This window comes from Sulfurihydrogenibium yellowstonense SS-5 (assembly GCF_000173615.1).
Taxonomy (GTDB): Bacteria; Aquificota; Aquificia; order Aquificales; family Hydrogenothermaceae; genus Sulfurihydrogenibium; species Sulfurihydrogenibium yellowstonense.
On sequence record NZ_ABZS01000017.1, the window covers coordinates 1 to 14272 of the forward strand.

Sequence of the window (14272 nt, forward strand, 5' to 3'; positions counted from 1 at the left end):
GACAAAAATTGGTTTTCTCTTTCTACATCTATAGCAACGCCAAGAAGTGTATTTATAAGCACCAGACCATCAGCTCCTGCAGATACACAAGCATCAGCAGTATCAAGAATATTGCTAACATTTGGACTTAATTTAACAAGAAGTGGTTTTTTTGTAATTTTCTTCATTTTATAAACAAGATTATATAAAACCTCCGGGTCTGTTCCAAATGCAATTCCGCCTTTTTTGACGTTCGGACAAGATACGTTTAACTCAAGTCCATGTACTCCATCCGCTTTATCAAGCCTTTCTGCTACTGCAAGATATTCATCTTCATCTTCTCCAAAAACATTAGCAAATATTTTAGTGTCGTATTCTTTTAATTTAGGAAGTGTTTCATTTATAAAATAGTCAACTCCCGGATTTTGAAGACCAATTGAATTCAACATTCCAGCAGGCGTTTCTACAATTCTCTCCGGCATATTTCCCTTTCTTGGCTTTAATGATAATCCTTTAACCACTATAGCACCAAGCAATGATAAATCGTATATTTTTGCAACTTCAAGACCATAGCTAAAAGTTCCTGAAGCTGTCCATACAGGATTTTTAAATTCTAAGCCAAAAAGTGTATGTTTGAGTTTATTCATGAGCTAACCTCAGTTAGATGGTAAAATAATATCTTACACTAAAAAATATGGAGTAGCAAATGAAGACAGTACTACTTACAGGTGCAGCAGGTTTTATTGGTTGGAAAACTGCTGAATTTTTATTAAAAGAAGGTTATAAAGTTATTGGCGTAGACAATCTAAACAACTACTACGATGTAAGATTAAAAGAGCACAGAAAAAAAGACCTTGAGAAGTATGAGAATTTTAAATTTTATCCAGTTGATATTGAAAATCTTCAAGCTTTAGAGATTCTTTTTAATGATTATAAATTTGATGTAGTGATTAATTTAGCAGCAAGGGCTGGCGTAAGATACAGCATGATAAACCCTTATGTTTATATGACAACAAACGCAAACGGTACATTAAATTTACTTGAATTGATGAAAAAATACAGCGTTAAAAAGTTTGTCCTTGCTTCTACCTCTTCATTGTATGCTGGACAACCAATGCCATTTAAAGAAGACCTGCCTGTAAATACACCGATATCTCCTTATGCTGCATCAAAAAAAGCTGCAGAAGTGATGGCTTATACTTATCACTATCTTTATGGAATTGACGTATCAGTTGTAAGGTATTTTACAGTTTATGGTCCAGCCGGCAGACCTGATATGAGCATTTTTAGATTTATAAAATGGATTGATGAAGGAAAGCCAATTATTTTATACGGTGATGGTTCTCAATCAAGAGATTTTACATACGTTGATGATATTGCAAGAGGCACTATTTTAGCAACTAAAGAGCTTGGCTATGAGATTATAAATCTTGGTGGTGGCAAAAATCCTATAAGTTTAAAAAGAGTTATTGAAACCATTGAAGCACATCTTGGTAAAAAGGCTGTTATTGATTATAGACCTTTTCATAAAGCAGATTTAAAAGAAACTTGGGCTGATATTACAAAGGCTAAAAATCTTCTTGGCTGGGAGCCAAATGTAAGCTTTGAAGAGGGTATTAAAAAGACTGTTGATTGGTATTTAGAAAATAGAGATTGGCTTAAAGATGTAGAAGTTGGAAATGAGTAAAGCACGGAGTTTTTTTAACTTTAGTTATTCATAAACAAACTTTTTCAAATTTGCCCTTAACAAGTTTAAACGACAGATTAGGTATTTTGCTATTTATTTTACTGCCTATGTTTATAAAATAGCTTACGTTTTTAATCTCAGGAATGTTTTTTGTAAAATCAAATTCTGCAAGAAGCTTAAGTTCTCCTTCAAATTTAATCTCTGGCGAAAATTCAAGAAATTGTTTTATATTCTTATTGTCATCTAAAGTTAGACATCCATATTCGTCAATATTCCAATTCTTAAGCTCATTCTTAAGCTCATCATTATCTTTTGATTCAATCTCTCTATCATAGACTAATTCAAGCTCTCCAAAGCCATATTTTACATCTCCACCTATATAGATATTTAGACCTTTTTTAAGGAAATCGGACAGATCATTTTTAATGAAATCAGGCAGATCATCTTTAATACCCAAAATTCCAACCCAATATAACTGCTTTTTTTCTTTTTTACTTTCTTTTTTATTTTCTTCTTTGATTTCTTTTTTACTTTGAGGTAATAAAACTTCTATTTCGTGTAAGCTTTCTTCTTTAGCACTTCTAAGTCCTGGAATTATAGCAGTAGAGACAAAGGTATCGGTAAATTCATATCTAAACTTATCTTCTGAGTATTCTCCAAGATAAAGTAAACCATTTTTATAATTAGGAAATAGAATATTGAGTTTAAGTTTATTGTTTTTATTTTCATAAAAAGACGGATAAAAACAAGTGATAGTCTCAAAAAGTTCTTGATTACCGCTTAATTTACTTTCTTTTGAATACTGGTTAAATGTTATTGTTAAAGCTCCCCACATTGTCCATCCGGGAATAAAAATCTCGGTTTTGTTTACAATGCCCCATTTTGTAGAACCAATATGAATAGGCTGATTTTGTTTAAATACAAGTTTATACCATTTTATTTTTTTCTCCATTTTCTTCTCCATTTTTATCTCCCTTAGCCTTTGCATGGTATATGGCATAAATTAAAACTTTTTCTAAAAGTTCTTTCATAAAGAGAAGTTTATTCAAGTCTTGTGCGAGGTCTTGGAAGTATTTATTAAGAATTTGGTTCCTCTTTTTCTCTTCTTTTTTTATCTCTTCTTTTATTTTTTCTTTTATTTCTTCTTCATTTTTATTTCCTTTATTGCTTCTCTTTTCTTTTAATTTTTGGTTTAATTTATCTATATCATCTGTTGATTTTGCAATTTCTTTTAAGACTTCATTATAATCTAATTTTTTAGAAGAAAACTCGCTTAAATTACTAATTATTTCCAGAAGTCTAAAACACTTCTGTTTTTTCATTTCTTCTTCATTTTTAGAAAATTTACATTCAAATTTATCTTTTGCATATACCCACATTGCATAAACACCATCACTGGCAAGAACTCCAAGAAGTTTATTTAGCTCATTTTCTTCAAATTTTTCCGAAAGCTCAAAGGATAGTTTATAAATTTTTGATTCTAAATTCATTATTGACCTCCTTAGATATTTTTCTATTGGTTATTTTGAGAACCTGACCCACTGGGAGATGGAGAAGTTTTATCACAATTCTTATTTTTTATTTCTTCAATCTGAATTTTTAATCTTCCAAATCCTCTTGTAGTCATTCCACCAATACCAAGAGTTTCAAAGAAATGATTAGATTCTTTTAATGCACATTCTAACTCATCAATAGATGGCAATGGTTCAAGCTTATTATCAATACCTACAAAACTCTTCTTATCAAAAATTCTGATGTTTCCGTATAAAATAGTTCCTCTTGGGATTGCCTCTGATGTAAATAAAGCTCCTTCCTTTGCCGCTCCAGTAATTGGGTCTATTGATACAGATGTTCTAATTTCAAGATTTGAATTTACTATCTGAGAAAATAGATTGTCTGGGACAATAACTATATCTTTATCGTTTAATTGAAAGTTTCCAAATTGGATATTATTGTTTAAGCTTACAGAATGTTGTTGTTTGTCAACTTCTAAGTAAAGCCAGCCAAGATTTATATGCCCTTCGTTTCCATTTTTAGTTAAAACTTTATTTCCAGCTGGACTACTATTATTACTATTTAATCCAGCCTCTTTTAACTTTTCTACCGTTGTTATCCACCTTGTCCCATACATAGTAAAAACAGGGAAAAACAAAATATTTAAATCACTGAAATAGATCATTCCTTGCCAGCTTATATCTTTTTTTGAAAAGCCAAATCCTTTACAGACTAAACAATGTCCACAGTGTCCTGTTTTACTTTCTCTGGACTCATCTAATATCTTATTAGGTTCATCATCTTGCCCAGCACATTTAAGTCTAATATACTTATTATTTTCATAGTCAGTTATCCACCCAGGACTACTATCAATGAATATTTCACTGACTTTCTTATATGTGCCATTATCATCTTTTCTATTTGCTATATTTCTATAATCATCTTTAATCTTGCTAAACATCTCCAATACAATATAATATCTCCATACACCAGCAAGGCTGGAGCCGGGTATTTTTGGAACTTTTGTTATTGGGTCTCTAACGATAGTATTATCTACTCTACCTATGGTATATCCACCTGTTCCTATATACACTGGGTCTGTTGTTATTGCAAAAACTTGATAATTTTTTACAAAATCGCTCATTTTAAACCTCCTTTAAAGCTTTATGCCAAAATTCAAACATATCTATAAACATTTTTATTTTTTCCTTTGATATTGACTTTTCTATTTCTTGATGAGTTAAATCTTTATCTTCAAAGCCAAGCCAATTTTGAATAAAGGTTTTAACTTTTTCTGATTTTTCTGGTTCAAGTGTATTAATAATAACTGATGCTAAAAACTTTTTAGTTCCATCGTCTAATTCTTCTTCTGCTGACGCTTTTTCATAGAATATATTGATAATGTTGTGTAATTTTGATGAGCTTGACCCTTCTTTAAATGCTTCTTTGAATTTTTCAAATGTATTAAAATGCTTTTCTATATTGTATGGTCTATTAACTTTTAAATCTGCTTTTCTCTTACAATTTTCGGACTCTTCATAATAAATATCGTTTCTTCTTATGCTTGTGTCTAAAAATTCAAAGTCAAACGTGTTTGGTATGTATTTGATTTTTTCATCAGCTTGAAGTTTATCTATACTTTTAAGCAGATATTCTTTATCATCCTTAGGAGAAATGTAAAATTTATAATCTTCATTGCTTAAATCTCCAAAGTATAAAGAATAATATTCTTTAGGATTATTAGAGTTATTTTTATCTTGATTTTCTTTCTCTTCTGTTTTTTCCTCTTTTAGTTTGTCATTGAATATTTTTTTAAAATCTTTAACCTCTATTTTTTCCCATAATTTTTCTCTACCTTTAACATCTCTTCTAATTTTCCTTAATGCATTTATTCCAACATATAAAGGTTGTTTATAATCTTGAATGATTACTCCAATGTGAAGTGGTAATTTTCCGTAAACATATTTAAAATACTCATCATAAAGGGTTTGGGTGTTTTTAATAAGATTTTGAACATATTCTGCTGGAATAATAAACTGCCAGCTTATAGGTGTTGGGTCTATGATAGACATATAAGGTTTGTAGTATTCTGTTTTTGCATCTTGCAGTTTTAAATTAACTGTTTCATCATTTTCAAGTTTTAGTGTTAATTCTTTGTTCTCACCTTTAAGTTTCTTTTCTATTAGTTCAGGGTCGTAAGTAATTAAATAGCATTTTTTCTTTTCTATCCAAAACTCTAAATTATTATAGACAGCTTCTCCTTCATAGTTTATATCCTCATTTTTCCATTCCCAATAAAGCCTAATTCTTCTGCTATTTGGAATATTTGCCACATCCAGTAATTTTTCTTCTATCTCTTTGAAAAATTCTTGTGTGCTTTCCCAAATTCTTCTAATTCTTGCAGGTGATGGGTTTTTTCTAAGTAAAAATTGGAGTAAAATAGTAGCTAAAAAGTCTATATCTTTTTCGTCAAGCTTTTCCCAATTAATTTTTCTATTTTCAAAATCTATTTTATTTTTTAATGGTTTTTTATTTTGTTCATCCCAATCTCCTAATGCTTTATAAATAAATTTTTCCCATCTATCACCGATTGAGCGTTCAAAAAGGACATTATAAATTTGCATCATTGTAAACCCAAAAGCAAACGAGAGCTTTATAAAATTTACAAAATCTTGATTTTCTTTGAATTTTTGGAAATTGGTAATTTTATTATTTTTAAATTTTATTTCTTCGCCATTAGCGAACTCTTGTAAAGCATTTATCCAATCGTTTTTATTTTTATTTATTGAGCTTAAAATTAAATCTATACTTTCCCAAAATGTGCTTTTTAGCTCATCTTTATCTTGTGTCAAAACAGTGCTTAATTTTTTTAAACCATCAAGAATATCTTTGAGAATTTCTTGAATGCCCTCATCAAATAAATCTATAAATTTTTCTATTATATCTTTATAATTATTATTTTTTATTTCTTTAACTAACAAATTTAATCCTGTGTCAGATAATTCTTTATATTTATTTATTAATGACATAATGACACTATTTTTTGTAAAGAAATCTTCCTTCCTTATCAACATACTACTTAGCAAATCCCCATTTAACCAATCCATTAATTCAAATTTCATTACTACGAGAGCTAATCTATCATTTTTATCTTTTAACTCAGCTGTCCAAATTGTCTTGTCCGCTGTATTTTCTACCCATTTATCTACTCTACCTTTTGTTTTTTCTTTATAACAAGTTTCACAAACATTTTTATCTTCATCTCTTTTATCGCTTTCAAAAACCAACCTTTGCTTGCAAATCTGACAAATACCTTTTGCCCTTTCACTTTCTGAATTTTCAAGACGAATATCTGATTCTTTCTTACTCCAATCTGCCTTTAAAAAGTTTTCCCTTGCACTTTCTAAGAGATAGGTAAGGTTCATCAAACCTCTCGAAGCTTTTGTTAAAAATATAGCCGGATAAAACTCATCCAAAGACTTTTTTTCAAAGATTTGTAATATTTCTTCTTTTATTTCTTTTAAATCATCTTTCAAGATAGCTAAATTGCTCTTATTATCTTCTAAATCTTTTCCTAAATCTTCTCCAACAATGAAATATATGCCCGTTTCATCTCTGTAAACTTCATTACCAATAGGATATTTAAGTTCTAAAATCTTTTTAATTTCATCATCAATTTCTTTTGATATATTTCTATACCAATCAATATGAGCAGGTTTAAAGCCTTTTTCAGCCAATCCGAGTTTATCGTATTGAATTCCAAGAATTCTCCATTTAACAGATGTCCTTTCAGGTAAGCTGTTTATTTGATCATTGGTTAAAATGTAATTAGCTAAACTGGCTTTAAACATAGATGTTGACATATAAGCTTGATCCCAGAGAGTAATATCATTTATAGGATATCTATCATCAGATAAAAGATTTGAAAATAAACTATATAAAGCATTCCTAAAATTGTAATAATTTTCAAAAGATATATTATTAAAATCAATCATATTGAACTTATTCTCAATATTTTCAATTAAGTACTTAATCTCATAAGGTGAGTTTGACAAATAAATTATTTCTTTTTTATAACCTCCAAAAGCATTAGAAATCCATTTTTTATCTTTTGGTTCTACTTTGGCTTCTTTATTCGGAGAACCTTTATCAATACCAGAATTTAGACTTTCACTTATTCCATAAAGGACTTGAAGTAAATATACTATATCAGTTCGCTTTCTCCATTCTCTTGGATTTTCCAAAAAATTATTCCATGCTTTAAGATCTTTTTCTAGAATATTTATTTTAATATCTTTGGTCATATCTTCTAAATATTTTTTAGTATCAAAATCTGTTATATTTTTTAAATTTTCAAAGATTTCAGCTTGATTTACTTTATTAGGTCCTCCACCAGCTTTTATTTTTTTATATAAAGCAAAATATGAAAAAATCTCAGCCTTTAAGATTTCATCTTTATAATCTACTAAATTCTTTAAATTTAACATTTTTCCCAACCCTCGCATATTTGAAAAATTTCATTTTCTTTTAAGCAAAAACATTTTTCTTTTATCTTAAATCTTCCCCAACCAAGCTTTGTTTTAGCTCCAATGCCTTCATCTTTTAAATTCTTGATAGCTTCACACAGCCACTTTAAATCTTGCTCTACTTCTTTTTTTAATTCATCATCTTTTTTTAAAACCCCATCAAAAGGAATATAAACAATTTGCAAAATTCCTTCTGTTCCACTTGGCACAACTTCGTAATGGATTGGAACCGTTCCGGCTCTTTTTCTTCTATTGTGTGGATTAATAATCTCTAAAGAAATTCTTTCAAAGTATGTTGGATAAAATATTGCCCTTCCTTTGTGGGTTTGAAATTCTATTGGTAAGTTTGATTGAGATTTTTCAAGCTTGTTAGAAATTTTACTTCCTAGTTTTTGTATAAGCTTTAATTCATTTTTTTCATTTCTAATCTCATCTATATCTTCTTTTTTAACTTTCATTCCTAATTCAAATAGCATAAACTCTAAAATATTATCCTTGAAATCTTCTAAACTGTTTGACTTTTCTTTTAAATAGTTTTCGATTTCCTTAATACTCTCTGACCCAGCTCCAAAAATTCTAAGGTAGCTTTCAATTATTTTAGATTTTTCGCTGTTATCACTATTATTTAATAATCTTTTAAATGCTCCAGCTAAAGCACCTTTCCAAGATGAACCCCTAACCATAGGAACTTTAAAGACGGTTTCTTTTATAATAGGATTTTGAATAATATAAAATTCATCATCATCTCTTGAAAAATACGGTCCAAGTAATTCAAACTTAATCCAAACAGCAAATGAATATTTAGAAAGCTTTTCTATAAGATCTTTAAGGTCTTTTATATTGTTTTTATCAGCTATAATTCCAGAAATTTTTTGGATTTGTGATATATTAAAACTAAATTTTTTATTATTCTTTTTTAATATTTTTTCTTTTAGAAAAGCTAAAGGAAAGTCTTTTGTGGTATCTAGATTTTTTACTTGGCCTTTTTTTAGAAAATCTACGTCAAAATTATCTTTTAGAAATGGAAAGTCTTTTATTAATCCTTCTCTATTCAGATTATATTGTAAAACTTTTTCATAATTTTTAGGCTTGAAAGTATATTCACAAAAAACTATATATTCATTTATAGTTCTTAATTTTTTAAGATCTTTATCTATTTCCTGTAAAGCTTCAAATGTTTTAATGTTGCTCATTTTTCGGCTCCTGATATAAGTTTAAAATTGCAGCTATAGAAAGTAAGCCACATTCATAAGTGCTTTCATCTAATCTATTAATGTAAGGTAAAATTTTAGAACCTTCTGTTGGCTTTAAATACCCAAAAATTTCATGTCGCCGCCTTATTTCATTATTTTCATTTTGTGCTTCTTGTTTATATTTTTTTCTTAATTTAGCTTTCATTTCAATCAATTTTTGAATAGCTTCCTTAATATTTAAATCTTCAATTTGAATTTTCTTAACTTTTTTCGTAAGAAGTATTTTTGTTATTTTATCTATATTATTACTTATTAAATTTCTAATTAAATTTTTAAAACTTACAGTTTCAATGTCATTTACGCTTATTTCATTTTTACCAAATTTTGAAAAATCAAATTTATCTTTTTGCCAATCGGTTCTTTCTATCAATTGATCATTAATTTCTATTTCTTTAACCTTCAATCTACCATAACCAACATTCCAACCACCACCCCAATAGCCATATTTATCCATAAAATTAAGTAAAGGAAAAAAGATAGTTTCTTTTATTTCTTCAGGAACTTTAAAGGCTACTGTCAATTCACCATTGTATTCTATTTTTTTCCAAAACCAATTTTTACCATCTATGATTCTTGTATTTTCTACTTCTTCAAAATTTTCATCATTAAAGTCTATCTTCTTAATCTCAATCAAACTTTTCCAGCCAGTTGTTCCAAAAATTATCGCCGACAAAGGAATTTCAAGCTCTTTTAAAGCTTCAATTTGACCCCAAAAATCAGTACCATGCTTTAATAATCTTTTCTTAATTTCATTGTTTTTTATATCCTTTTCAAATCTACCCTTTTTTTTATCATAGTCTTTTTCTAAACAAATACCCCCAAAATAACAAATAACCTCAAACCAAAATCTTAAGCTCCCAATTAAAGACGAAGGTCTTATTTCTTTGGATTCTTGCCACGCATCACCGGTATGTAATGGTGTAATTGTTTCAAAAATAACTTTAATCTTATTATTAGCCATTTTAAAACCCCTCTCCTTTGCTTTTAAGAAAGTCAATAAGTCAAATTATACTGATTTATACTATTTAGACATTTAAAAAAAAGAGCTGACAATCTTAATTCTTTACCTTACTCCTCCACAATTTCCCTTCTTATCTTAGCACCGATGTTGATTAATTTATCATCTATATGTTCATAACCTCTGTCTAAATGATAGATGCTAAATATTTTTGTTTCTCCTTCTGCTACCAAGCCAGCAATTACCATTGCAGCACTTGCTCTTAAATCTGTTGCTTTTACTTCTGCTCCTGTAAATTTCTTAACAGGTCTAATAATTGCAGTTTTTCCTTTTATCTCAATATCTGCTCCAAGTCTGTTTAACTCCGGAACATGCATAAATCTATTTTCAAAAATATTTTCTGTAATCTCAGATATTCCATCAGCAAAACAAAGTAGAGTCATAAACTGAGCTTGAAGGTCTGTTGGAAATAGCGGATATTCTTTTGTCTCTATATTTACAGGTCTTAATTTTTCTTCTCTTTTAATTAAAACTTCGTTATCTGAAAGCTTTACAATATGTATGCCGATTTTATTTGAAATTTCTTCCACGTACTCTAAATATTGACTTGGATAGTTTTTGATTATTATTTTTCCATCTGTCAGTGCAGCTAATACTAAAAAAGTTCCGGCTTCAATTCTATCCGGAATTACTTTATGATAAGTTCCGTGAAGTTCTTTTACGCCGTTTATAACAATTCTATTAGTTCCTTCACCTGTAATATCTGCTCCCATTTTTTTAAGCATAACGGCAAGGTCTACAACCTCCGGCTCCAATGCTGCGTTTTCTATAATTGTCTGACCTTCTGCTAAAGATGCAGCCATTAAAATATTTTCTGTTCCTGTAACTGTTATTTTGTCAAAGAAAATATGAGCTCCCTTTAAGCCTTTTGGTGCATAGGCTTTTATATATCCATGCTCTATTTTTATCTGGGCTCCCATTTTTTCTAATGCTTTTAGATGTAAATCAACCGGTCTTGCTCCGATAGAACATCCACCTGGCAAAGCAACTTCTGCATATCCAAACCTTGCAAGCATTGGACCCAGTACAAGGATAGATGCCCTCATCTTATTTACTAAATCGTATGGAGCGGTGTAAGATTTTGGAGTAGCAAGTTTAAAACTGTATGTTTTATCTTTTATGTGATTTATTTCTGTTCCTAATTCTAGCAAAAGCTTTTTCATTGTATCTATATCTAAAAGGTCTGGAAGGTTTTCTATTATCACTTCATCAGATGTTAGGATGGTTGCAGCCATGTTAGGAAGTGCGGCATTTTTAGCTCCAGAAACTTCTAATACACCCTCTAGTCTATTTCCACCTTCTATAATTAATACTTCCCTCAACTTAACATCTTCCTTTAACATGATTCTTCTCCTTTATTTTAGCAGGTTTTTTATCATCTATCTAATGAGAGTGTTTCAAAATTTTTGTAAGCTCACCTTTCTGTGTCATCCTGAGGACGAAGTCCGAAGGATCTCTTTTTTAATTTTTTGACTTGAAAAGGAAAATATGAGATTCTTCGCTGACACTCAGAATGACGATGTTGGTTTTTATAAGCAATTTCTCTATCCAATCTTTAATCACCTATTCTTTTAAACCTCTTACTTGCGATAATAACTCTATCAATTCCGGCTAAATCTTTATAGATTTCTATATTTTTATATCCGTTATCTTCTAAAATTTGCTTTACCTTTTCAGCTTGACCTATTCCAACTTCAAAAGCAAAAAAACCATCTTCTTTTAGAAAATCTTTTAAAGAATTCACTATCTTTTCGTAAAATTCTGTTCCTTCTTTACCGGAAATTAAAGCTTCTTTTGGCTCTTTTTTTACTTCTTTTTGAAGTTTTTGATAATCTTCTTCTTTTATGTATGGTGGATTAGAAACTACAAAATCAAGCTTTGGAAGGTTTAAAGAATTCATTTTTTCATTCATGATATCAAACTTAAAAAGTTTTAACCTGTCTAAAACTCCATGAATTTCAGCGTTTTTTTCTGTAATTTCTAAAGCTTTTTCTGAGATATCAATTCCTATGATTTTCAAGTTTTTTATATTTTTTAACAAACTAACAGAAATACAGCCACTACCTATGCCAACTTCTAATCCGATTAATTCTCCTTTAGCGTTTTGCAACTTTTCAATAACTTTCTCTACTAAAATCTCTGTCTCCGGTCTTGGAATTAAGATACCTTCTTCTATGTAAAAATCAAGTCCAAAGAATTCTTTGCTTTTTGTAAGGTATGCCATAGGATAGCCTGAAGCTCTTTTTTCAGATAAAACTACTAATTTTTTTGCATCTTCTTCCGATATCTCCAAATCCGGATATGAAATAATGTAATGTTTTGGAAGATCAAGAATTTTAGAAATAAGTATTGATGCTTCACTTGCCGGATTTTCTATTTTTGATTCTTTAAAGATTTCTGTTATTTTGCTAAAAAGCTGTTTTAACTTCATTGAAATTTTGGAAGTTTCCAATCATAGAGAATAGCTACGATTCTAAACATCAGAACAAGTAAACTACAAACAATAGATGCTACTGTTAAATCAGATGTCAAAACCATAGATATGTAAAATCCAATTGACCCTATTATGCTACAACTTGCATAAAAATCATCTCTCAGTACAGACGGAACTTTTCCAAGAAGTAAATCACTAATTACACCACCACCTACACCTGTAAGTGTAGCAAGAATAATAATTCCAAAAAAAGATACATCAGCGTTGTATGCAATGATTGCTCCCGTAGTAGTAAAAGCCGACAGACCAATTGCATCACGAATTAAAATGTAGTATTTGTTTGAAATATCACCTTTAACAACTTTATACATCACAATAGCAACCCAAACTCCAAAAAGTGCACGCTCATATCTGTGATGGATTTTAAAGCATTTGGAATTGTATTTATAAGCAAATCTCTCGTAATTCCACCACCAAGTGCAGTCATAACACCTAAAACAGTAATTCCAAGCAGGTCTAAACCTTCTTTTATTGCCTTCAAAGAACCGGTTACAGCAAAGGCTACGAGTCCTATAATGTTCATTATGAAGAAAATTTCTTTTGCAAACTCCATATTTCCTCGCTCAGGTTTAAACTACCATTTAACACAATGTTAAATTCTTCATCAAACCTTACTTTGTAGCCTAAAAATTTTACTCCAACTTCTAACGCTTTTAAAAAGTATTTACTAAACTCTATGTCTGTTTCATAATTTGGCAGAAATTCTTCACAATCTCTAAATGCAATTATCATAATACCTGCTTCATAACCTTTATTTTTTAAATCTATCAGATGTTTTATATGTTTCGCTCCTCTTAATGTTGGTGCATCAGGAAATAGGCAGAGTTTTCCTTTTTTAAGATTGCAGCCTTTGACTTCTATATAAAAATTATCATCAATGAGAAAATCTATTCTACTGTCTTGATACAAAACCTCTTTTTTTATCTTTTGAGGTTTAAAGCCAAGATATCCTTTTTCTATAATTTTTTCTGCTATTTTGGAATGGAAAGAAGTATTTAGTAGAATGTAGCCCTCTTCCATCTTTGCAGAAATTAACTTATAATTTGTTTTGTTTTCTGCTTTATTTTTAATAACTAAAATCTCTCTTCCTTTTGTAAGGATTTCTTTTAGCCTTCCTGTATCTGCAATATGACATTTTGTAATATTTCCATCAATTTCAATCAGTCCAACAAATCTATTTAATCTCTCTATAAACTTAGCTTTTCTTAAAGATGGAAACTCTGATTTATCAAGTATTTTCATAATTTTCTAAATACTCAACCGCCGTAGGTAATGCAACTCTTCCTTTTGCCGTTCTTTTTATAAATCCAAGCTTAAGAAGATAGGGCTCAATTACTTCTTCTATCGTTCTTTTGTCTTCTGATATTGCAAAAGATATTGTGTTTAAGCCAACAGGACCCCCGTTAAACTGATAAACCAAAGATTTTAGATATTTTAAAGACAGTCCATCTATTCCATCTTTACCGATGGATAAAAATCTCAGTGCGTCAAAGGCTGTTTCTCTATCTATAACATCTTTTTTGTGAATAACAGCATAATCATAAACTCTTTTTAAAAGTTTGTTTGCGATCCTTGGAGTTCCTTTTGAGTGTTTGGCAATCTCTAAAGCACCTTCTTCTGTAATGTTTATGTTTAAAATTTTTGCAGACCTTAAAATGATTTCTTTTAAAGACTTCTCATCATAAAAATCAAGATTTAAAATTATTCCAAAACGAGAGATTAAAGGCGTTGATAACATGCCTATTCTTGTAGTAGCTCCAATCAGTGTAAATTTATTAATGTCTAATCTTATAGCTTTGGCAGACCTTGCCTTCCTGTTAG

12 protein-coding genes and 1 pseudogene are annotated in these 14272 nt (G+C 29.6%); 1 reads left to right on the forward strand and 12 read right to left on the reverse strand.

Features of this window, described 5'->3' with window-relative positions:
• Positions 1-626 (reverse strand): dihydroorotate dehydrogenase (locus SULYE_RS01280; RefSeq protein ID WP_007545717.1); only part of this gene is annotated, 626 nt, incomplete at its 3' end.
• A 59-nt stretch (positions 627-685) separates the two neighbouring features.
• On the opposite strand from SULYE_RS01280, the gene SULYE_RS01285 reads away from it, so the two are divergent.
• On the forward strand, positions 686-1666 hold the full coding sequence (locus SULYE_RS01285) for an SDR family NAD(P)-dependent oxidoreductase (RefSeq protein ID WP_007545719.1): 981 nt from the start codon (positions 686-688) through the stop codon (positions 1664-1666).
• A gap of 28 nt (positions 1667-1694) precedes the next feature.
• Here SULYE_RS01285 and SULYE_RS01290 read toward each other — a convergent pair whose 3' ends face one another.
• The 11 genes and pseudogenes from SULYE_RS01290 to SULYE_RS01340 all read right to left on the reverse strand — a co-directional run.
• Complete coding sequence (locus SULYE_RS01290; RefSeq protein ID WP_007545721.1) at positions 1695-2618, reverse strand: hypothetical protein; 924 nt, start codon at positions 2616-2618, stop codon at positions 1695-1697.
• Entirely contained in the window at positions 2593-3156 is a 564-nt protein-coding gene (locus SULYE_RS01295) for a hypothetical protein (protein WP_007545723.1), read from the reverse strand. The genes SULYE_RS01290 and SULYE_RS01295 overlap by 26 nt, the downstream gene beginning before the upstream one ends.
• A 23-nt stretch (positions 3157-3179) precedes the next feature.
• A complete protein-coding gene (locus SULYE_RS01300) occupies positions 3180-4304 on the reverse strand; it encodes an RAMP superfamily CRISPR-associated protein (protein WP_007545725.1) in 1125 nt (374 codons plus the stop codon).
• A 1-nt stretch (position 4305) separates the two neighbouring features.
• Positions 4306-7647 (reverse strand): CRISPR-associated protein Csx11, encoded by a 3342-nt coding sequence (locus SULYE_RS01305; RefSeq protein WP_007545727.1) that lies wholly within the window; start codon positions 7645-7647, stop codon positions 4306-4308.
• Positions 7641-8879, reverse strand: a complete 1239-nt coding sequence (locus SULYE_RS01310) for an RAMP superfamily CRISPR-associated protein (protein WP_007545729.1) — start codon at positions 8877-8879, stop codon at positions 7641-7643. The genes SULYE_RS01305 and SULYE_RS01310 overlap by 7 nt, the downstream gene beginning before the upstream one ends.
• Positions 8866-9900: an RAMP superfamily CRISPR-associated protein gene (locus SULYE_RS01315; protein WP_007545731.1), complete on the reverse strand. Its 1035-nt coding sequence runs from the start codon at positions 9898-9900 to the stop codon at positions 8866-8868. Before SULYE_RS01315 ends, SULYE_RS01310 begins: the two co-directional genes overlap by 14 nt.
• A gap of 107 nt (positions 9901-10007) precedes the next feature.
• Positions 10008-11300, reverse strand: a complete 1293-nt coding sequence (gene murA / locus SULYE_RS01320) for a UDP-N-acetylglucosamine 1-carboxyvinyltransferase (protein WP_007545732.1) — start codon at positions 11298-11300, stop codon at positions 10008-10010.
• A 212-nt stretch (positions 11301-11512) separates the two neighbouring features.
• Entirely contained in the window at positions 11513-12409 is an 897-nt protein-coding gene (prmC, locus tag SULYE_RS01325; protein WP_232178531.1) for a peptide chain release factor N(5)-glutamine methyltransferase, read from the reverse strand.
• Positions 12385-13004 (reverse strand): annotated as a pseudogene (locus SULYE_RS08710) (trimeric intracellular cation channel family protein). The gene prmC and the pseudogene SULYE_RS08710 overlap by 25 nt, the downstream one beginning before the upstream one ends.
• The gene (gene sfsA, locus SULYE_RS01335; RefSeq protein ID WP_007545740.1) at positions 12974-13693 is read right to left on the reverse strand and encodes a DNA/RNA nuclease SfsA; all 720 of its coding nucleotides are present in this window, start codon (positions 13691-13693) and stop codon (positions 12974-12976) included. Before sfsA ends, SULYE_RS08710 begins: the two are co-directional and overlap by 31 nt.
• Positions 13680-14272: Holliday junction DNA helicase RuvB C-terminal domain-containing protein (locus tag SULYE_RS01340; protein ID WP_007545741.1), on the reverse strand; the 593-nt coding region annotated here is incomplete at its 5' end. The genes sfsA and SULYE_RS01340, both read right to left, overlap by 14 nt.